This is a genomic window from Sphingomonas sp. UYP23 (genome assembly GCF_054059235.1).
Genome location: NZ_JBSSBX010000001.1, coordinates 464165 through 485929, shown reverse-complemented (window position 1 = coordinate 485929; position 21765 = coordinate 464165). Strand labels below are relative to the sequence as shown.

Below are 21765 nucleotides of genomic sequence, written 5' to 3'. Positions count from 1 at the left end.
TGAGCGTTGCATCGCGTTGGAAAACACGCTTGGTAGGGCGGCCAAGCCGTGCCGCACCGAGCGTTCAGGAGTTCGCCATTTCCAGCCCATTCCCGGTCAATCGGCGCTGGCTCCCGCTCAACGCGTTGCGCGCGTTCGACGCGGTCGGTCAGCGGCTGAGCTTCACCGCGGGCGCGCAGGCGCTCGACGTGTCGCAAAGCGCGGTGAGTCGGCATGTCATCAGCCTTGAAAAGCTGCTCGGCCACAAACTGTTCGATCGATCGGGGCAGGGGCTGGCGTTGACCGCGGCGGGCGCGACGCTGTTGCCCGAGGTCGGCAAGGCGTTCGATCGGCTCGAACAGACGATGAATGCGATCAGCAGCAACCCCGACACCGGCCGCCCGATCCGCCTCCATATCCCGCCGAGCCTGTTGCAGCAGGTCGTGATGCCGATGATCCAGGCGTTCCATGCCGCGCATCCCGCGATCCGGATCGACATTTCGAGCTCGTCGGCGGTCGGCTTGCCGAGCAGCGAGACCGACATGGCGATCGTGTTCGACCGGCCCAATATCGACGACCGCGTTACCGACCTTTTGTGGATGGTGCGCGTCGCGCCGGTCTGTTCGCCGCAGGTGGCGCGGCGCAACGCCGGCAAGTCGCTCGAGCGGTTTCTCGCCGACAATCCGCTGCTTCACGTCAAGCTCGAGGGGCAGCCGCGCGGGCTGTTGTGGAGCACGTTCGCGCGCCAGTGCCGGATCGAACTCGATGTCGAGCGCGGGCTCGCCTTCGATGCCAATGCCCTCGCGGTCGGCTATGCGATGCATTCGGACGGCGTCGCGCTTGCCGATATCGATATGTTCGCGCCGGAAATCGCCGCCGGTCGGCTAGTCGTGCCGTATGACACGGTCATCAACGACGGCTTTGGCTATTACCTCAAGCTGCGCGCCGACGATCTCGCCGATCCGACGATCAGCCTGGTGCGCAGCTGGCTGATCGCGCAATTCGCCGCGCGCGCGGGGACGCCCGTCGCGGCAGGGTGAACGGCTGCGAAAAGGGGCATCGCGGTCGCGCGCCGATCGGCTATCAGGCGGCATGGATATGATCGCTACCCCGCCCGCGCACCACACCGACCCCGCCACCATCGCCGTGCTCGAGACGATCGAGACGCGGCTGCGCTGGCTGTCGTCCTGGACGATCCACAACGCCAACCATCTGCGCGAGAGCCGCGACGGGCTCAAGGTCGGCGGGCATCAGGCGAGCTGCGCGTCGATCACCGCGATCATGACCGCACTCTATTTCGGCGCGCTGCGGCCGAACGACAAGGTCGCGGTCAAGCCGCATGCCGGGCCGGTGCTGCATGCGATCCACTATATGCTCGGCCAGCAGAGCCAGGACGCGCTCGAACGCTATCGCGGGATGGGCGGCGCGCAGAGCTATCCGAGCCGCACCAAGGATACGATCCCCGTGATTTCTCGACCGGGTCGGTCGGGCTCGGCGTGGCGATCACCGCCTTCGCCGCGCTGATCCAGGACTATCTGATCGCACATGGCGAGATGGCCGAGGCCGACGCAGGCCGGATGATCGCGCTGATGGGCGATGCCGAGCTCGACGAGGGCAATATCTACGAATGCCTGATCGAGGCGTACAAGCACGACATCCGCAATTGCTGGTGGATCGTCGATTACAACCGCCAGTCGCTCGACAGCACGACGGCGGACCGCATGTTCCGCCGCTTCGACGATATCTTCGAGACGTGCGGCTGGCGCGTCGAGACGCTGAAGCACGGCAAGAAGCAGCGCGAGGTGTTCGCAGAGCCCGGCGGGCAGGCGCTCGCCGACTGGATCGACGCGTGCCCCAATGCCGAGTTCGCGGCGCTGACCTATCAGGGTGGGGCTGCTTGGCGGTCGCGGTTGATCGCCGATCTGGCGGGGCAAAGCGAGACACTCGCATTGATCGCCGCGCAGGATGATGCTGCGCTCGCTGCGTTGATGACCAATCTCGGCGGGCATTGCATCGCGACCTTGCTCGAGGCGTTCGCGCGCTGCGACGACGACGTGCCGACGCTGTTCATCGCCTATACGGTCAAAGGATACGGGCTGCCGTTCGCGGGGCACAAGGACAACCATTCGGGGCTGATGAATCCGGGCCAGATCGCGCAATTGCGTGGCGATCTCGGCATTGCCGAGGGGGATGAGTGGGCGCCATATGGCGGGCTCGGCGACAATGCCGCCGCATCGGCGCGCGCGGTCGTCGAGGCGAGCGCGCTGGCGCAGGCGGTCAAGGCGCAGCACGCACAGGCGGTGCCCGTCCCAGAGCGGCTTGCCGTGCCCGATGGCGCCGAGCTGTCGACCCAGGCGGCGTTCGGACGCATCCTGCTCGATCTTGCCAAATCGGGGCACCCGCTGGCGGACCGGATCGTCACCACCTCGCCCGACGTGACCGTCTCGACCAACCTTGGCGCGTTCGTCAATCAGCGCGGGCTGTTCCGTCGGCAGGAACTGAAGGACGTCTTTTCCGCCGCGCGCATTCCGACCGCGCAGAAATGGGCCGGGGACAATGCCGGCCAGCATATCGAGCTGGGCATCGCCGAGAACAATCTGTTCCTGATGCTCGCGGCGCTCGGCCTCGCCGCGCCGCTGTTCGGAACGCGGCTGATGCCGATCGGCACGGTGTACGATCCGTTCATCGCGCGCGGGCTCGATGCGCTCAATTACGCCTGTTACCAGGACGCGCGCTTCCTGCTGGTCGCGACGCCGTCGGGGCTGACGCTCGGGCCGGAGGGCGGGGCGCACCAGTCGATCAATTCGCCGCTGATTGGGATCGGCCAGCCGGGGCTCACCTATTTCGAGCCGGCCTTTGCCGACGAGCTCGCGCTGATCCTGCGCTGGGCCTTCGCGCACATGCAGGCCGAGGACGGCGGCTCGGTCTATCTCCGGCTGACGACGCGCACGATCCAGCAGATCGAACGCGCCGACGACGGCTGGCAGCAGGACGCTTTGCGCGGCGGCTATTGGTTGAAGCGGCCGGGCGGCGCCGCCGATATCGCGATCGTCTTCACCGGCGCGGTGACGCCCGAGGTGCTCGAGGCGGCCGCGTTGCTGGCCGAGGATGTGCCGGGTCTCGGGCTGCTGATGGTGACCTCGCCCGATCTGCTGCATCGCGGCTGGTCGGCGCGTCACGCCGGACGCTGGACCGGCGCGACCGCGGCGAGCCATGCCGATACTTTGCTCGCCGAACTCGCGCCCGATGCCAAGCTCGTCACGATCATCGACGGCGCGCCATCGACGCTGTCGTGGCTCGGCAGCGTGCGCGGGATGCGCGTGAGCCCGCTCGGCACCGATCGTTTCGGCCAGACGGGCGATCTGCCCGACCTGTTCCGCGCCTATCGGCTCGATGCCGAGGCGATCGTCGACGCCGTCGCCGAACTTTGCCTCGGGCCGGTGGATTAGCGCCCGCGAGTGCGGTAGCTGCGGAGAATGCGCGAGATCAATTTCGACGGGCTGGTCGGGCCGAGCCACAATTATGCCGGGCTGTCGTTCGGCAACATCGCCTCGGCGAGCAACGCGGGCGCGGTCTCCGCGCCGCGCGCGGCGGCGCTCCAGGGCATCGCCAAGATGCGCCACATGCTCGCGCTCGGGCTGCCGCAGGGGCTGCTGCTCCCGCATGACCGGCCCGATGCGACCTGGTTGCGGCAGCTCGGCTTTGCCGGCGATGACGACGCCGTGCTTGCTGCGGCGTGGCGCGAGGATCCGGGGTTGCTGCGCAATGTGCTGGCCGCCTCGGCGATGTGGACCGCCAATGCCGGCACCGTCTCGCCCGCGCCCGATACCGGCGACGGGCGCTGCCACATCTCGGTCGCCAATCTGTCGACGATGCTCCACCGCAGCCTCGAGGCGCCGCAGACCGCGCGCCAGGTGCGGCTCGCGTTCGGCGACGCGCGCCATTTCACGGTCCACGACGCGCTGCCCGCCGCTCTCGGCGACGAGGGCGCGGCCAATTTCATGCGGCTCGCACCCCACCACGGCGCGCGCGGGATCGAGCTGTTCGTTTATGGCGTGCGCCGCGACACCGGCTTCCCCGCGCGCCAGACCCGCGCCGCGAGCGCCGCGGTCGCGCGCCGTCACGGTCTCGATCCGGCGGACATGCTGCTCGTCGAGCAAAGCCAGGCGGCGATCGACGCGGGCGCGTTCCACAATGATGTCGTCGCAGTCGCCAACGAGACCGTGCTGTTCACGCACGAACAGGCGTTCGAGGACCCCGCTGCGGTCTATGCCTTCATCCGCGCGCGTCTGCCCCAGGCGGTGATCCTCGAGGTTCCCGCAGCGAGCGTCTCGCTCGAGGCGGCGATCCGATCGTATCTGTTCAATTCGCAGTTGGTGACGCTGCCCGATGGAACGATGGCGCTGATCGTGCCCGGCGAATGTCGCGACCTACCCGCGGTGTGGGACTGGTTGCAGCGGCTGGTCGCGGGGAACGGCCCGGTGCGGCGGATCGACGTGCTCGATCTGCGCGAATCGATGCGCAATGGCGGCGGTCCGGCCTGCTTGCGGCTGCGCGTCGCGGTCGATGATGCGGCGTATGCCGCGATCGATCCGCGTTTCCTGCTCGATGCGGCGCGCTGTGACCGGATCGCGGCCGTGGTCGAGCGCTGTTGGCCCGAGCACATTGCCCCCGACGACCTCGGCGATTCCGATCTGTGGCGGCGATGCCGGACGGCGCGGGCGGTGTTGCTCGAAACGCTGGGGTTCGGGCCGGGCGAGCTTTGAACGCCACCAAGCGGCTGCGCCAGGCCGCGCCGCCGTTCGTCCTGCTGCTGCTCTCGCTCGCGCTGCGCGGGCCCGATTTCGGCAATCCGATCATCCATACCGACGAGCAATATTACGTGCTCGTCGGGGCGCGGATGTGGCACGGCGCCTTGCCCTATATCGACCTGTGGGATCGCAAGCCGATCGGCCTGTTCCTGATCTATGCCGCGACGCAGGCGTTTCCGGGCGACGGCATCCTTGCCTATCAACTGGTGGCGCTGCTCTTCGCGGTGCTGACCGCCTGGGCGATCGGCCGTGCGGCGCGCCTGGCTGGGGCGAATGCGGCCGGGGCGTTGCTCGGCGGCGCGGCCTATTTGGTGTGGTTGCCGCTGCTGAGCGGGCGCGCCGGGCAGGCACCCGTCTTCTTCAACCTGTTCATGGCCGTGGGTGCGGTCCTGCTGCTGCGTCTGCCGGCGCTGGCGCGGGCGGGCGCGACGCGCGCGATCTTGCTGAGCGGGGCGGGGGCGTGCCTGCTCGCGGGGCTGGCGATCCAGACCAAATATACCCCGGCGGTGGAGGGTGCGCTGTTCGGCCTGGCACACCTCTATTATCTGCATCGCGCGGGCGCGCGGGCGCGCGTCATGCTCGGCGCGGCGGTCGTGTGGCTGGCGTTGGGGCTGGCACCGACGATCGCGGCGCTCGGCTATTACTGGCAGCTCGGTCCCGCAGCGTTCCAGGCCTTCTGGTACGACAATTTCGGCTCGATCGTCGCGCGTGGGGCGTACAGCTATCCGCCCGATCTGACCGCACGCCGGCTCGCCGGGATCAGCGCGCAGCTCCTCCTGCCGGCGATTTGCGCCGGGGTAGCGGTGAAGCGCGGGTGGCACCGGGGCGAGGTCCGGCTGGCGACGGCATGGCTGGGTGCGGCGCTCGTCCCGTTCGTCCTGCTCGGCGTGTATTTCGATCATTACGCGCTGCCCTTGCTGCCGCCGCTGCTGACGCTCGCTGCGGTGACGTTCGCGCGGCATCGTCGCGTCGCGCTGGCGATCGTCGCCGCCGGGCTTACGGTGTTTGCGGTCGAGGCGGCGATTCGCCCCGACGATGCGCCGGGCGTCCGCGCGCTGGCCAAGGTGGTGAAGGCCAATAGCGGGGACGCATGTCCCTATGTCTTCATCGGCGATGCGATCGTCTATCAACTCGCCGACGCCTGCTTGCCGACCGCCTATGCGTTCCCGTCGACACTCGCTTATGCGCCCGAGCAGGGCGCAACCGGGATCGATGAAGCCGCCGAGGTGCGCCGCATCCTTGCGCGCCGCCCACCGGTGATCGTCACCGCCAGCCGCCCGCTCGCCGAGTGGAACACGCAGAGCCACGTCGCGGTCGCGGCAGCGCTCGCGCGCGACTATCGGCCGGTGTTCAATACTGCCCGTAACGACTACCGCGCGATCGTCTATCTGCGCGCCGATCGCGCCTATCAGCGCTGACCGCACGCGCGACCTCAAAAAAAGTTCCGCAGCGCAATATTTCCTGTCCGGTTATCCGGCATCGGTATCGTTCTGTTAACGAGGAGATCTCGTTTGCCGATGCCGACCGCGAACCAATTGACGGGTTTCACCACTCGTATCGCGTCCAGCATTGCGTGCGGTTGGCCGGGGGGCGGCCGCACCATCGCAAACCGAGCGCGGGCCATTCCGGCGATCCGCGCTCTCTCCGCTTTTTTCTAAGACCGTCTGATCGACGCCCACAGGAAACGGCCATGCTGCTCGAATCGCAATACTATCCCGAGTGGGAAGCTCCGGGGAAGCGTCCGGCCGCGACCGCGTTGCCGCGCTGGAGCGTGCTGATCCCGTTCTTTAACGAGCGCGATTTCCTCGATGGAACGCTTGCCAGCCTCGCCGCGCAGGACGTGCCGTTCGAGCTGATCCTCGTCGATAACGGTTCGACCGATGGCAGCGGCGCGGTCGCGGCCGCGACCTGCCGCCGGCTCGGGCTCGCGTTCACGCTGCTCGTCGAGCAGCGACCGGGCAAGGTCAACGCGCTCCAGACCGGCGTCCATCGCACCCGCACGCGGTTCGTCGCGACGTGCGATGCCGATACGCTCTACCCAGCTGATTATCTGCGCCAGGCCGAGCGGCTCCTCGATGGCGGCGCGGTCGCGGGCGGGGCCTATTTCGTCACGCCAAGCGCGACCGACGAGGACCATGTCCAGGCCGCGAGGCGGATGGCGCGCGCGGCGTGGCTGCTCCCGGCGCAATGCCATACCGGCGGGGCGGGGCAGGTGTTCCGCACCGATGTGCTGCGTCGTGCCGGCCAGTTCGACGCGCTGCGCTGGGGCTATGTGCTCGAGGATCACGAGATCATGCATCGCATGGCGAAGTTCGGGCGGCTGGCGTACGGCGAAGGCCTGTGGTGCGCCCCGTCGCCGCGACCGCGTGACCGCGAATCGATCCGCTGGACGCTTGGCGAGCGCGTTCTGTATCACACCACGCCGAAACCAGCGCGCGACTGGTTCTTCTACCAGTTCCTTGCGCGCCGCCTCGCCGCACGGCGCCTGTCGAGTGACCGCATTCGCGAGCGGCAATTCTATGCCGAGGGCGATTTCGCGCCCGACTTGCAGAAAGCGGCGTAAGCTCGCGCCATTACGGGGCAATTGCGTGTCACAGGACTTGCGGGCGACCGCGTTCGGCGCTCTACGCTGGGGCATGGTCCACACTCCGACGATCCGGTGAGCGAAAGCGGGCTCAAGGCCGTGTTTCTGGCGGAGCAGCCGATGCTGCTGCGCCTGCTCGTTGCCCGGCTCGGCAATCGCGCCGACGCCGAAGACGCGTTGCAGGACATGTGGATCAAGCTCGATCAGCTTCCCGAAAGCCAACCTGTCGCGCAGCCTGCGGCCTATCTCTATCGCATGGCATCCAACCATGCCGCCGACCGTCGGATCGCCGCGACGCGCGCGGGTGCGCGCGACACCGCCTGGCTCGAAGTCCAGCCCGCCGCCGACGAACAGCCGACGATCGAACGCAGCCTGCTCGACCGCGAGCGGCTCACGCGGCTCGAACATGCGCTTGCGGCGATGCCCGAGCGGATGCGCATCGCGCTGCGGCTCTATCGGCTCGAGGACGTGCCGCAAAAGGAGATCGCCGCGCGGCTGGGCATGACGCTGAGCGGCGTCGAAAAGCTATTGCGAAGGGCGGTCAAAGAAATACAAGTCTATAAGGCCGCGAGTGAGGCGGATTCCGAATACCCACATCGTCTATCGAGCGAAGGGGAATCGAACCGTGACCGCTGAAGCAGCGCACATCGTCGATCGCGCCGTCGACTGGCAGCTACGCCAGGCCGATATGGACGATCAGGCGTGGCATGCCTTCGTGGCGTGGCTCGAGGCCGATCCCGCACATGCGCGCGCCTTCGACGCGGTCGCGCTCGACATGGCGCTGCTGGGCGATCATCCCGAAATTTATCCAGCCGAGCCGCTCGCCGCGCCGATCGACGCACCCGTTGCGCCGCGCACACCACGTCGCGTCTGGGCGTGGGCCGGTGGTGGCCTCGCCGTCGCGGCGGCGGCCAGCCTGACGCTGATGTTCGTCCCCATCGGTGGGAGCAGCGCTTCGCCGTACACGGTCGAGACCAAGCCCGGCCAGCGGCAGGACATCGCGCTCAACGACGGCACGCGGATCGAGCTCAACGGCGCGAGCCGGCTGCTGCTCGACCACGCCAATCCGCGCATCGCGACGCTCGAGTGGGGCGAGGCGACCTTTCACGTCCATCATGACGCCGGCGCCCCGTTCACCGTCCGGTCTGGCGGGCAGGTCGTCCAGGACGTCGGCACCGTGTTCAACGTCGCGCGCGACGGCAAGCGGCTCGATGTGCAGGTCGCCGAAGGATCGGTGCTGCTCCAGCCGAACCGCGAAGCGGTCGCGTTGCGCGCCGGCGCGGCGGCGACCGTCCAGGAGGATGTCGGCAGCATCACCGTGTCCAAGATCGATGTCGCCAAGGTCGGCGCGTGGCGCAGCGGCGCGATCGCCTTTGCCGGCGAGCCGTTCGGTCGCGTCGCAAGCGCGGTGCTGCGCATCGACGGGGTCACGCTTTCGATCGACGCGAGCTTGTCGCAGCGTCCCTTTAGCGGCATGGTCCGCCTGACGGGGACGGCGGCGCGGGATGTCCCGCATCTGGCCGCATTGGTTGGGGCTGACTGGCATCACGATGGCGAGCGGTGGTTTATCTCGCCTCAATAATGCTCTGCGCATCGCCGCGCCACTTGCGATCGCTTTAGCGACCTTGCTGCCCGAAAGCGCGAGCGCGCAAGGCGTGCAGGTATCGATCGCGGCGGAACCGCTCGATCGCGCGCTCACTGCGCTCGCCCAACAAAGCGGGTTCGACATCATCAGCACCGAGCCGGGCCTCTCGCGGGTCCGCGCGCGCGCGGTGCGCGGGCAGATGGCGCCGCGCGAGGCGTTGCGGCGCTTGCTCGACGGCACGGGGTATCGCGCGATCGCGATCGATGCGCGCAGCTACCGCGTCGTTCGGGCGCCCGTCGCGACCATCGTGCCGCGACCCCGCCCGCCGGCGCACAAGCGTACCGCGGCGCCCGAAAATACCGGCGACATCGTCGTCACCGCGAGCAAACAGGGATCGACCCTGCTGCGCTTTCCCGGGAGCGCATTGCTGATCGGTGGGTTCGCGCCGGGTTCGCTCGCGGCGCGGTCGGTGACGATGGACGATGTCGCGCGCGACACGCCGGTGCTGCAGAACACCGAGCTCGGCGAGGGGCGCAACAAGATCTTCATCCGCGGCATCGCCGACAGCAGCTTCAACGGCCCGACGCAATCGACCGCGAGCCTCTATTTCGACGAAGTCCCGTTGGGCTTTGCCGGCCCCGAGCCGAGCCTCAATCTCTACGACATGAAGAGCGTCGAGGTGCTCGAGGGGCCGCAGGGGACGCTGTACGGATCGGGCGCGATCGGCGGGATCATCCATCTCGAGCCCAACCCGACCGATCTCGCCAAGGCGCACGCCTCGCTCAGCGGCGGCGTTACCGCGACGCAGGGCGGCGAGGCGGGCTATGACGCGGCGGGGATGATCAACCTGCCGATCCTTACCGATCGCGTCGGTCTGCGGGTCGTCGGCTATCACGAGCGCGACGGCGGCTACATCACCGATTCGATGCGGGGGCTCGGCAATATCAACCGGACCGACCGGCTCGGTGGCCGTGCCAGCCTCGTGATCGCGCCGGGCGATGGCTGGAATATCGAGCTCGGAGCGCTCGGGCAGAAGATCGACGCGACCGACGCGCAATATGCCGAGACGATGAGCGGCCCGCTCGAGCGTCGCTCGGTGTTCGCGCAGCCGTATAGCAGCCATATCAAGCTCGCGCGCGGCGTGGTGCGCAAGCATTGGGACAGCGGGCTCGATCTGGTTTCCGCGACGGGGTATGTCGATCTGCGGACCTTCGACACGTTCGACGCCTCGCGCGCGATCGGCGCGACCGGGCCGACCGTGTACACCACGGAGCAGAGCGACAAATTGTTCGTCCAGGAAGCGCGCCTGTCGCGTGCGGTGCCCGACAAGATCGGCTGGCTGGTCGGGCTCGCCTTTCTCGAGGATCGCGACGTCCAGGCGCGCACGTTCGGCGTTCCCGACCAGCCGCGCGACATCATCGGCGTGAGCAACCGAACCGACAGTCTCTCGGTATTCGGCGAGGCGAACTGGCCGGTCACCGCGCGGTTGACGCTGACCGGCGGCGCGCGCGTGACCAGCGCGCGCACCGATGGCGAGCCGTCGGTCACCCCGCGCAGCAACAGTTTCGTCAAGGGGCGCGCGACGCGGCGAGTCGATCCGACGCTCGCTGCGTCATGGCTGGTGGGGCCCCGCCTGGCGCTGTTCGCGCGGCTGCAATCGGGATATCGCACCGGCGGACTCGCGGTGGCGAGCGGTGTCGGGCGCGTGCAGGATTTCGGCTCGGACTCGATCACGGTGATCGAATCCGGCCTGCGCAAGCAGCGCACCGGCGCGACCGGGCTCGAGTTGACGGTGGCGGGCTCGTATGCGCGCTGGCGCGACATCCAGGCCGATCTCTATACGCGCCGTGGCCAGCCCTACACGGCGAACATCGGCAATGCCGACATCATCGGGCTCGAGGCGACCGGTGATTGGGTGCCGGTGCGCGGGCTGCACGCCAATTTCGCGTTTCTCTATACGCACAACGTCGTCGACGGACCGCTCGCGCAATCCTCGACCAAGGCCAATCGGCGGTTGCCCGAGACTCCGGCTTTCGCGGGGAATGCCGGACTGAGCTACCACTGGATGCTGCAGGACGCCTCGACGCTGAGTATCGGGACGTCGGGGCGCTATGTCGGGCGGTCGGTGCTGGGAACGGGGGATTTTCTCGACGTCAGCCAGGGGAATTACGCGGTGCTCGATGCCGATATCGCGTGGCACTGGCGCAAATTCGATCTGACGCTGGCGGCGGACAATCTCACCAACGCGACGGCGAATCGCTTTTCGCTCGGCAACCCGCTGATCCTCGCCTCACGCCAGCAGACGACGCCGCTGCGGCCGCGCAACGTGCGCCTGGGGGTGTCGGTCGCCTGGTAGCGAGTTCAGCGTTCGCCCGGCCGATAGCGCCGTTCGACATGGGCGGCGAGATCGTCGGGATAGAAATAGACCGGGCGCAAGGCGCCGCCCGCGTAGCGCGTCGCCTGGTCGCCGAAGTGCGGCGAGACCGGATCACCGCTTTCGCCGCCCGCGGTGACGGCCCACGCGCGCAGCCGGGGGCCGAACTCGACCACCGCGACGAAGCTGTTGCCGCTCGATCCGTAGAGCTTGGTGGTATTGGGATAGAATTTCGCGCCGAACGAGGCGAGGCTGCCCCATTGCGCCGAGGCGAAGGGGACGGGTATGCTTGGGCGGGCATCATCGAAGTGCGGGGCGATCGCATCGTCGAGCCGCTGGAAGCGGTTGATCCGCCCCCAGCCGACGCGCCAATCGCCAAAGTCGCGCTTGAGTTGGTCGACCGCCGAGCCGAGCGCGTCGAGCTTGGCGCTGTCGGACACGCGCGTGGCGATATAGCGCGGCACGTTGATCTGCTCGGCCTGCACGAAGCTGCCGACCTCGCGCCACATCTGTCCGGCCCAGAGCACGCCGAGCGTGGTGGCGACCGATTCGGTGCCCCAGCGATCGTCCCAGCCGCGCAGCATCTCGATCGGCGCGGCGAGTTTCGCCCGACGCGGGTCGGTTGCGGGGAGTGCATCATACGCCTTCACCAACGGCGGGATCAGCGTCGCGAAGGCGGGCATGTAGCTGTCATAGGCGGCGGCGATCAGCCGTTCGGGGGTGAAATCGTGCCGGTCGGTGAGCAGCAGGTCGGCATGCACGCCGCGCTGGTTCTCGCCGACGCTGTCCATGTAGCGCGGATAGTCCTTCGCCTTGGGGCTGTCGGGCCCTGCCGCGCTCCACGGCCAGTCATTGGTGTTGCGTGCCCAGCCGACGCCTGGGTTGATCGCATTGGGCAGGCTCGCGACGGTGTGCAGCCCGCGCCAGTCGGTCGCCGGATCGGCGCCATCGACCGGCTTGGAATAATCGAAGCGGTCGTCGCGGACGGGCACGAATTGCGGGTGGAGATAAGCGATCTCGCCCTTGGCGTCGGCGAACAGCGTGTCGTTCGAGGAGTTCGCCTTGCGCTCGGCAACCTTCATGTAGCTGGCGAGATCGTGTGCCTTGGTGCGCAGCCAGCTTTGCTCGAGCGCGGGGACGGGCTTCCACATCAGGCTTTGCGCGATCCATTTTCCGCCATGCTCGGCGACGATCGGGCCGTGATGCGAGGCAAAGGTCGTGAAGCTGCGCGCGGCCAGCGTGCCGTCGGGCTTGCGGTACGAGAGCGTCACGACCGAGCTTCGCAGCGGGTGCATCGTCTTGCCGTAGCAATAGGACGCGGTCGCGCCCGATCGCCCGATCTCCTCGGCAAAGCTGTCGACATTGTCGACGCCCGAGGAGGTGTGCATCCACCCGGCCTGCTCGTTGAAGCCCTGATAGATGAAGAACTGCCCCCAGGTCGACGCACCGTACGCGTTCAGCCCTTCGCTGCTCGTCATCTGCAGTTCGGAGCGGAAGTAGAAGCTGGTGTGCGGGTTGATCAGCAGCAGCGCATGGCCGTCGACCGTGTTCTTCGGCGCGATCGCGATGCCGTTCGATCCGCGCGGTTCGCGGGGTAGGGGCCCCGTATCCTCCGACGCTATGGTGATCGGCCGGCCGCCGTAGAAGGAAGCGAGGTCGGACAGCGAGATCCGCTCGATATCGCCGCCGATGCTGCCCTCGGTGAAGGACAAGGCCATCCACGGCTCGAACCGCGTGAGGACCTTGGGGCGAACCTGCGGGTGTGTCGCGAGGTAATAATTGAGCCCGTCGGCCCAGGCAGTCATCAGCGTCCGGAGATAAGCGGGGCTCGCCCGGTATTGCGCCTGGAGTGCGAGCGGATCGACATAAAGCCGCTGACGCAGATCCGCCCAGATCGCGCCTTCGCCCTCGGCCTCGGCGGTGCGCCCGAGTGCTGTGAGATAATTCGCCTCGATCCGGCTGAAATCGTCCTCGGCCTGCGCGTAGATCGCGCCGAACACCGCATCGGCGTCGGTCTTGCCGGCGACATGCGCGATTCCCCAATCGTCGCGCGTTATCGTGACGCGCGCTGCTTCGGCGCGCCAGCGTCTCTGTTCATCAGGGGCGGGGGCGGCGGCGACCGCGAGCAGCGCCGCCAAAGCGAACAGGTTGCGCGGGCGGCGGGTGAGTCTATCCATGAAGCGACGCTATCGGGCATCGTCCGCGGCGACAATGATCGTGGAGCCGACCGATGAAATGCGTGATCGCTGCAATCCTGCTCGTCCCGCTCACGCTCGGCGCCGCCGCGCCCGAACCGGCTGCACCGCGAACCACATTATTGCGCCCGGCGGCCGTGTTCGACGGGGTCGACCCGGTTGCGCATCCCGGTTGGGAGGTGCTCGTCACCGGAGATCGCATTACCGCAGTAGGTCCCGCGCTCGCGGTGCCGGCCGGGACAGCGACGATCGACCTGCCCGGCGATACGCTGATGCCGGGCATGATCGAAGGCCACGGCCACATTTTCCTCCATCCCTATAACGAGACGAGCTGGGACGATCAGGTCCTCCACGAGCCGCTCGCGCTGCGCACCGCGCGCGCCGTCGCGCAGGCGGCGGCGACGCTGCGCGCTGGGTTCACCACCGAGCGCGATCTCGGCACCGAAGGCGCGGGCTATGCCGATGTGGGTTTGCGCGAGGCGATCGCGAAGGGGATCGTGCCGGGACCGCGGATGCTCGTCGCGACGCGCGCGATCGTCGCCAAGGGCGCCTACGGGCCCAAGGGGTTCGAGCCCGGTCTCGTCATCCCGCAGGGCGCCGAGGAAGCGAGCGGGGTCGACGAGCTGGTGCGCGTCGTCCGCTCGCAGATCGCGGCTGGGGCCGACGTCGTGAAGCTCTATGGCGATTATCGCTGGGGTCCGGGCGAGCCGAGCCGTCCGACCTTTTCCACTGCGGAGATGACGGCCGCGGTCGAGGCGGCGCACGATGCCGGGCGGACCGTCGCGGTCCACACCGCCACGCCCGAGGGGATGCGCCGCGCGATCGCCGCGGGCGCGGATACGATCGAGCATGGCTATGGCGGCACGCCCGAAATCTTCCGCGCGATGGCAGCGCACCACATCGCGCTGTGCCCGACGCTCGCCGCCTCCGACGCGGTCGCGCGCTATCGCGGCTGGAACGGCGGCGATCCGGTGCCCGAGGCGGTCGCGCAGAGCCGCGCGTCGTTCGCGCTGGCGCGCGCGGCGGGGGTGCCGATCTGCATGGGCGGCGATGTCGGCGTGTTCGCGCATGGCGAGAATGCGCGCGAGATGGTGTTGATGGTCGCGGCGGGAATGCCCGCGGCGCAGGTGCTGATCGCCGCGACATCGGGCAATGCGCGCGCATTGCACCTGAGCGACCGGGGCAGGGTGGGGGCCGGGCTCCTCGCCGACCTGATCGCCGTGAAGGGAGATCCGACCAGCGCGATCGAGTCCATCCGACACGTTGCCTGGGTCATGAAGAATGGTGTAGCGATCGCGCCATAGCTCGGCGACGCCAGCGATCGGCATCCTCCGATTGTTACACTTGTTGCCAGTTCGTGGCGGTACGGAAACCAAGCGTTTCTTGCTGGCCGCTTGCATTGCAGCATTTGCCGTCGCACTTAGGGCGCGATGGCCGTGAATCCGCCCCCGAGAGCGGATCACCTGGACGAGGGTGGATTGGTGACGACCAGGTCTTGGGGATAGACGTAGATGATGAAGCTAACGAGCTCGGTTCGCTCGCTGTTGGCCGTTGCCAGTCTCGCGGCACTTGCTGCCTGTTCGAAGAGCGCGCCCCCGCCACCCCCCGCACCCCAGGTTACCGTGGCGCTGCCGCTGCAGCGCGATATCGTCGATTGGGACGAATATGTCGGGCGCTTCGAGGCGATCCAGGACGTCGAACTGCGCCCACGTGTATCGGGGACCATCGACAAGGTGCTGTTCGCCAACGGGCAGCGCGTCCGCGCGGGCGAAGCGTTGTTCACGATCGATCCGCGCCCCTATGCCGCCGCGCTCGCCCAGGCACGCGCGCAGGTCGCCAAGTCGCAGGCTGCGCTCACGAATGCACGCTCCGAGCTCGCGCGTGCCGACAAGCTGCTCGCCGCGCAGGCGATCAGCCGCGAGGAATATGAGACCAAGCTCGCCAACGTCCGCAGCGCACAGGCCGATCTCGGCGCGGGCAATGCCAATGTCACCACGGCGCAGCTCAATCTCAGCTTCACCACGGTCCGCTCGCCGATCACCGGGATCGTGTCCGATCGCCGTGTCAGCAAGGGCAATTACGCGACCGACGCGACCACGGTGCTGACGCGCGTCGTCTCGACCGACCCGATCTGGTTCTCGTTCGACGGCGCCGAGAGCTTCTACCTGAAATACCTCCGCCAGGCGAAGGCCGGCGAGCGTGGCTCGTCGCGCAACACGCCGAACCCGGTCGAGGTCCAGCTCGCCGACGAGAGCGGCTATCGCTGGCACGGCCGGATGGAATTCGTCGACAATGCGGTCGATCCCAATTCGGGGACGATCCGCGCGCATGCGGTGATCTCCAATCCCGACGGCTTCCTCACCCCCGGCCTGTTCGGGCGCGCGCGGCTGCTCGGCTCGGGCACCTATCATGCGATGCTCGTCCCCGACGAAGCGGTCGTGACCGACCAGACGCGCAAGCTCGTCTATGTCGTCGGCAAGGACGGCAAGGCGATCCAGCGCCCGGTCGAGACCGGGCCGCAGGTCGAAGGCTTGCGCGTCATCAAGACTGGCCTTGCGTCGCGCGAACATGTCGTGATCGAGGGCATCACCGCGCTGCAACCAGGCATGGCGGTAAAGGCGGTGCTGACCACGATGAAGCCGCGTGCGGCGAACACCTCGCCGACTAGCCAGCCCGACACCGCGCCCCCCGCATCCGATGCGACTGCGAGTAAGCGCCCGTGAAATTCCCCCATTTCTTCATCGAGCGGCCGATCTTCGCGGCGGTGCTGTCGATCCTGATCGTCGTGTTCGGCGTGGTCGCCTATCCCGGCCTGCCCGTCGCGCAATATCCCGAGATCGCGCCGCCGACCGTCGTCGTGACCGCCACCTATCCCGGCGCCAACGCCGAAACGCTCGCTGAAACCGTCGCCGCGCCGCTCGAGGAATCGATCAACGGCGTCGAGAACATGATCTACATGTCGTCCTCGTCGACCGGCGATGGCGCCTTGTCGATCACCGTGACCTTCAAACAGGGCGTCGATGTCGATCAGGCGCAGGTGCTGGTGCAGAACCGCGTCTCGACCGCCGAGCCGCGCCTGCCCGACGACGTGCGCCGCGTCGGTGTGACGGTGGCGAAGAATTCGCCCGACATCCTGATGGTGATCGCGCTGACCTCGCCCGACGGGTCGCTGACGCAGCAATATGTCTCGAACTATGCGACGACGCAGCTGATCGACCGCATGGCGCGGATTCCCGGCGTCGGTGGCGTCCGCGCCTTTGGCGGCCGCGACTACAATATGCGCGTGTGGATCAACCCCGATCTCGCCGCATCGCGCAACCTGACGACCGACGAGATCGTCGCCGCGATCCGCGCACAGAACGCTCAGGTCGCCGTCGGCTCGGTCGGTGCGCCGCCGTTCAACCAGGGCGGTACCGCGTTCCAGCTCGGCATCCAGACCAAGGGCCGTCTGACGACGCCCGAAGAGTTCGGCCAGATCATCGTAAAACGCGACACTGAGGGGCGCCTCACGCGGCTGCGCGATGTCGCGCGGGTCGAGCTCGGCGCGCAGGATTACGGCATCAACGCGGTGCTCAGCGGCAAGCCGATGATCGGCATCGCGATCACCCAGCTTCCCGGATCGAACGCGCTGACCACCGCCGATGCGGTCAAGGCGTCGATCGCCGAGGCGTCGAAGAGCTTCCCGCCCGGGCTGCAATATCAGATCCCGTACAACCCGACCGAATATATCCAGGCGTCGATCGAGGCGGTCTATCACACGCTGGTCGAGGCGATCGTGCTCGTCGCGCTCGTCGTGCTGCTGTTCCTGCAGAGCTGGCGCGCGACGATCGTACCGCTGATCGCGGTGCCGGTGTCGCTCGTCGGATCGCTCGCGATGCTCGCGGCGTTCGGCTTCAGTCTCAACAACCTCTCGCTGTTCGGGCTGATCCTCGCGGTCGGGATCGTCGTCGACGATGCGATCGTCGTGGTCGAGAATATCGAGCGGTTGATGGAGGAAAAGGGCCTCAGTCCGCGCGAAGCCGCGCACGAGACGATGGACGAAGTGTCGGGCGCGCTGATCGCGATCTCGCTGGTGCTGTGCGGGGTGTTCATTCCGACCAGCTTCATCCCGGGGATTTCGGGGCAGTTCTACCAGCAGTTCGCGCTGACGATCGTGTCGGCGGCGGTCATCTCGGCGTTCGTGTCGCTGACGCTCTCGCCCGCGCTCGCAGCATTGCTGCTCAAGCCCAAGCATGATGCCGAGCCGCGCGCCGGCGTGCTCGGCTGGCCAACGCGCTTCGCGCGCGGCTTCAACCGCGGGTTCGATAGGATCAGCAGCCGGTTCGGCAAGTTCACCGCGCGCGCGGTGCGTGCGCTGGCGCTCGTCGGGATCGTCTATGCGTGCTTGATCGGGCTGGCCGGGTGGCGGCTCTATGCCACGCCGTCGGGCTTCATTCCCGCGCAGGACCAGGGCTATCTGATCGCGGTGCTCCAGCTGCCACCGGGTTCGTCGCTGCAGCGTACCTCCGAAGTGATGGAGCAAGCGACCAAGATCGCGCTCAAGAACCCATCGACGCTTGCGACGGTCGCGTTCGCTGGTCTCGACGGTGCGACCTTCTCGACCGCACCGAATGCGGGCGCGATGTTCATTACGCTCAAGCCGTTCGGCGACCGCAAGACCGCCGACGAGATCGCCAACCAGATGCGCGGCGCGCTGAGCGCGGTCCATGGCGGCAATCTGCTGATCGTGCCGCCGCCGCCCGTCCGCGGGATCGGCACCGGCGGCGGTTTCAAGATGCTGATAGAGGACCGGTCTAACCTCGGCTACAAGGCGCTCGAAGGTGCTGCCTTCGCGATGATGATGAAGGCCAACCAGACCCCGGGCCTGGTCAGCACCTTCACCACCTTCAACACGCGCACCCCGCGTCTGTCGGCGGATATCGACCGCGAACGTGCCGAACAGCTCGGCGTGCCGACGGCGAACGTCTTCTCGACGCTCGGCACCTATCTCGGCGGCACCTATGTCAACGACTTCAACTATCTCGGGCGCACCTATCGCGTGACGGCACAGGCCGACGCGCCCTATCGCGACCAGACGTCGGACGTCGGGCATCTCAAGACACGGTCGGCGTCGGGCAACATGGTGCCGCTCGATTCGGTGATGACGCTCAAGAACGACAGCGGGCCGTATCGCGTCGTGCGCTACAACCTCTATCCCTCCGCCGAGCTGCAGGGCGATACCGCGATCGGCTATTCGTCGGGCCAGTCGCTCCAGACGATGGCGAAGCTGGCGGGCGAGACGCTTCCCAAGGGCATGGCGTTCGAATGGACCGAGCTCGCCTTCCAGCAGCAGCAGGCGGGCAATACCGCGACGCTGGTGTTCGGGCTCGCGGTGCTGTTCGTCTTCCTGCTGCTCGCGGCGAATTACGAAAGCCTGGTGCTGCCGCTCGCGGTCATCCTGATCGTGCCGATGTGCCTGCTGGCCGCGATCGTCGGGGTGAACCTGTTCGGCGGGGACAACAACATCCTGACGCAGATCGGCCTCGTCGTGCTGATCGGCCTGGCGGCGAAGAACGCGATCCTGATCGTCGAGTTCGCGCGGCAGAACGAGGATGCCGGGATGGAAATGCACGAGGCCGCGATCCACGCCGCCGAGCAGCGTCTGCGCCCGATCGTGATGACCTCGATCGCGTTCATTCTCGGCGTGCTGCCGCTGGTGATCGGGACGGGGCCGGGCGCCGAGATGCGTCGTGCGCTCGGTGTCGCGGTGTTCTTCGGGATGATCGGCGTGACGACCTTCGGCCTGCTGTTCACGCCGAGCTTCTACGTCATCAGCCGGACGTTCGGCGATTGGGTTTCGTCGAAGATGCCGCGCCGGAAGGACACGCCGCCAAAGCACCTCCCCGCGCCCGAGGAGACGCCGGCATGAAGCGCATCCTGACCGTGCTCCCGGCGCTCGCTTTATCGGCGTGCGTCGTGGGGCCCAATTACACCAAGCCGACCACCCCGGTCCCCGCCGTGGGCGGCAGCTTTGCCGAAGCGGGCAAGAGCGCGGCGATCACGCCGACCCCGCTGCCCGATCATTGGTGGCGATTGTACAACGATCCGGTCGTCGACCGGCTGGTCACCGATGCGCTCGCGCACAATACCGACGTTCGCGTCGCGGCGGGCAACCTCGCGCGCGCGCGCGCGGTGCTCGACGAGCAGCGTGGCGCGCGGCTCCCGACGACCGGCCCGAGCGCGCAATATACGCGCGGGCAGGCCAATCTCGCCAGCGTCGGCGCCGGCGGGCTGGCGACCGGCGGGGCAACGGGTGGAACGACCGGCACCTCGACGCAACAGACGTTCCAATACAACAGCTTCAAGCTCGGCTTCGATGCGTCGTACGAAGTCGATCTGTTCGGCGGCATCACCCGCGCGATCGAGGCGGCGCGCGGCGACGTCGAGGCGGCGCAGGCGCAGCTCGATGCCGCGCGCGTTTCGGTCGCGGCCGAGACTACGCGCGCCTATGCGACCGCGTGCGGGAATGCCGCGCAGCGTTCGGTTGCGCTCGAGACGGTGGCGTTGCAGCAGCGCACCTTTGCGCTGACCAACACGCTGTTCGACGCGGGGCGCGGTACGCGGCGCGATGTCGAGCGTGCCGATGTGCTGCTCGCACAGACACAGGCGACGATCCCCGGGTTCGAGGCCGAACGGCGTGCGTCGCTCTACGCGCTTGCCGTGTTGACCGGCCTGCCGCCCGAACAAGTCGAGGCCGCCGCCGATGCCTGCAAGGCGCCGCCGCGGATCGCATCGGTGCTCCCGGTCGGCGACGGCGCCGCGCTGATCGCCCGGCGTCCCGATGTCCACGCCGCCGAGCGTACGCTCGCCGCCGATACCGCGCGGATCGGCATTGCCGTGGCCGATCTGTATCCCAAGATCCAACTGCTCGGTTCGATCGGCCTCAATGCGCAGCGCGGCAGCCAGCTGTTCAAGGGCAGCGCGGTGACCTATTCGGCCGGCCCGCTGATCTCGTGGAGCTTCCCCAACCAGACCGTTGCGCGCGCGCGGATCCGTCAGGCGCGCGCTGGCGCCGATGCGAGTCTCGCAACCTTCGACGGCCGCGTGCTGACCGCGTTGCAGGAAGTCGAGCAGGCGCTCGCCCGCTATGCCGGCGCGCTCGACCGCAACGCCGCACTGCGCCGCGCCGAGGCGTCGAGCAGCGCCGCGGCGAAGCTGTCGCAACTGCGCTTCGATTACGGCGCCGACAGCTTCCTGCTGCTGATCGACGCCGAGCGTGACCGGGCGAGCGCGCGCGCGGCGCTGGCGCAATCCGATGCAGCGGTCTCGGACGCGCAGATCAGCCTGTTCAAGGCGCTCGGCGGCGGCTGGGAAGACGCCCCCGCGCCGGTGCGGCGCGAGTCCGCGACGCCGACTCCGTGAGGGCGATCCGCAGCGCCTTGTTCATGCCCGCATCGAACATGCGCGCGATCGTCAAGGCGCGCGGGCTCGACTGCGATGCGGTGATCCTCGACCTCGAGGATTCGGTCGCGCCAGAGCAAAAGGCCGTGGCGCGCGATCAGGCGATCGTCGCGGCGGCCGAAGGCGGGTTTGGCACGCGCTTGCTGGTGCTGCGCGTCAACGGTCTCGATACCGAATGGGGCGGGGCCGATCTTGCCGCGGCGGCCGATGCTGGTTTCGACGCTGTCCTGCTGCCAAAGGTTTCCGCGCCGGGCGATCTGGCCCTGGCGCGCGCGCAGCTTGGCGCGGTGCCGCTCTGGGCGATGATCGAGACGTGCGCGGCGATGCTGGCGCTGCCCGCGATTGCGGCTGCGCCTGGATTGGCCTGCCTCGTCGCAGGGACGAACGATCTCGCCAAGGCGATGCGCTGCACGCCTGGGGCCGATCGCCTGCCGCTGCTGCCGCACCTCACCGCGATCGTCACCGCGGCCCGCGCGTATGGCCTGATCGCGCTCGACGGCGTGTCGAACGTGCTGGCTGATACGCCCGAGTTGGCTGCGGAATGCGGGCAGGGTGCGGCGTTCGGCTTCGACGGCAAGACGCTGATTCACCCTGCGCAGATTGCGCCGGCCAATCGTGCCTTCGCGCCGTCGGACGCGCGCGTGGCGTGGGCGCAGGCGGTGATCGCGGCGTTCGCGCTGCCGGAGAATGCCGAAAGAGGCGCGATCCGCGTCGATGGCGAGATGGTCGAGCGGCTGCATCTCGAACAGGCCGAGCGCATCGTCGCAATTTGACATCGCCCCTCCGCTGAAGGGGAG

Annotated in this window: 13 protein-coding genes and 1 pseudogene; 13 read left to right on the top strand and 1 reads right to left on the bottom strand. The window is 68.0% G+C overall.

The annotated features are described in order from the left end of the window. The first annotated feature begins 29 nt into the window (after positions 1–29). The 8 genes and pseudogenes from ACVWYO_RS02595 to ACVWYO_RS02560 all read left to right on the top strand — a co-directional run bounded on the left by ACVWYO_RS02595 (position 30) and on the right by ACVWYO_RS02560 (position 11315). Positions 30–1019 carry a LysR family transcriptional regulator gene (locus ACVWYO_RS02595; RefSeq protein WP_457348645.1) on the top strand — a complete coding sequence of 330 codons (990 nt, stop codon included), beginning with the start codon at positions 30–32 and terminating at the stop codon, positions 1017–1019. A gap of 52 nt (positions 1020–1071) precedes the next feature. After that, a pseudogene (locus ACVWYO_RS02590) lies at positions 1072–3428 on the top strand (transketolase). A gap of 27 nt (positions 3429–3455) precedes the next feature. Continuing rightward, positions 3456–4745: an N-succinylarginine dihydrolase gene (locus ACVWYO_RS02585; protein WP_457348644.1), complete on the top strand. Its 1290-nt coding sequence runs from the start codon at positions 3456–3458 to the stop codon at positions 4743–4745. Next, positions 4742–6208: a hypothetical protein gene (locus ACVWYO_RS02580; protein WP_457348643.1), complete on the top strand. Its 1467-nt coding sequence runs from the start codon at positions 4742–4744 to the stop codon at positions 6206–6208. The genes ACVWYO_RS02585 and ACVWYO_RS02580 overlap by 4 nt, the downstream gene beginning before the upstream one ends. A 272-nt stretch (positions 6209–6480) precedes the next feature. Next, positions 6481–7353, top strand: coding sequence for a glycosyltransferase (locus ACVWYO_RS02575; protein WP_457348642.1), 873 nt, complete (start codon positions 6481–6483; stop codon positions 7351–7353). A 96-nt stretch (positions 7354–7449) separates the two neighbouring features. Beyond that, a complete protein-coding gene (locus ACVWYO_RS02570) occupies positions 7450–8010 on the top strand; it encodes an RNA polymerase sigma factor (protein WP_457348641.1) in 561 nt (186 codons plus the stop codon). Beyond that, on the top strand, positions 8000–8956 hold the full coding sequence (locus ACVWYO_RS02565; RefSeq protein ID WP_457348640.1) for a FecR family protein: 957 nt from the start codon (positions 8000–8002) through the stop codon (positions 8954–8956). The genes ACVWYO_RS02570 and ACVWYO_RS02565 overlap by 11 nt, the downstream gene beginning before the upstream one ends. After that, positions 8880–11315, top strand: a complete 2436-nt coding sequence (locus ACVWYO_RS02560; RefSeq protein ID WP_457348639.1) for a TonB-dependent receptor domain-containing protein — start codon at positions 8880–8882, stop codon at positions 11313–11315. The genes ACVWYO_RS02565 and ACVWYO_RS02560 overlap by 77 nt, the downstream gene beginning before the upstream one ends. 5 nt (positions 11316–11320) lie before the next feature. On the opposite strand, the gene ACVWYO_RS02555 is transcribed toward ACVWYO_RS02560, so the two are convergent. Next, positions 11321–13510 carry a penicillin acylase family protein gene (locus ACVWYO_RS02555; RefSeq protein ID WP_457348638.1) on the bottom strand — a complete coding sequence of 730 codons (2190 nt, stop codon included), beginning with the start codon at positions 13508–13510 and terminating at the stop codon, positions 11321–11323. A 53-nt stretch (positions 13511–13563) separates the two neighbouring features. On the opposite strand from ACVWYO_RS02555, the gene ACVWYO_RS02550 reads away from it, so the two are divergent. The 5 genes from ACVWYO_RS02550 to ACVWYO_RS02530 all read left to right on the top strand — a co-directional run bounded on the left by ACVWYO_RS02550 (position 13564) and on the right by ACVWYO_RS02530 (position 21741). After that, positions 13564–14832: an amidohydrolase family protein gene (locus tag ACVWYO_RS02550; protein WP_457348637.1), complete on the top strand. Its 1269-nt coding sequence runs from the start codon at positions 13564–13566 to the stop codon at positions 14830–14832. A gap of 210 nt (positions 14833–15042) precedes the next feature. Then, positions 15043–16251, top strand: coding sequence for an efflux RND transporter periplasmic adaptor subunit (locus ACVWYO_RS02545; protein ID WP_457348636.1), 1209 nt, complete (start codon positions 15043–15045; stop codon positions 16249–16251). Beyond that, the gene (locus ACVWYO_RS02540) at positions 16248–19436 is read left to right on the top strand and encodes an efflux RND transporter permease subunit (protein ID WP_457348635.1); all 3189 of its coding nucleotides are present in this window, start codon (positions 16248–16250) and stop codon (positions 19434–19436) included. Before ACVWYO_RS02545 ends, ACVWYO_RS02540 begins: the two co-directional genes overlap by 4 nt. Further along, a complete protein-coding gene (locus ACVWYO_RS02535; RefSeq protein ID WP_457348634.1) occupies positions 19433–20929 on the top strand; it encodes an efflux transporter outer membrane subunit in 1497 nt (498 codons plus the stop codon). The genes ACVWYO_RS02540 and ACVWYO_RS02535 overlap by 4 nt, the downstream gene beginning before the upstream one ends. Continuing rightward, positions 20926–21741, top strand: coding sequence for an HpcH/HpaI aldolase/citrate lyase family protein (locus ACVWYO_RS02530; protein ID WP_457348633.1), 816 nt, complete (start codon positions 20926–20928; stop codon positions 21739–21741). The genes ACVWYO_RS02535 and ACVWYO_RS02530 overlap by 4 nt, the downstream gene beginning before the upstream one ends. Positions 21742–21765: the final 24 nt, after the last annotated feature.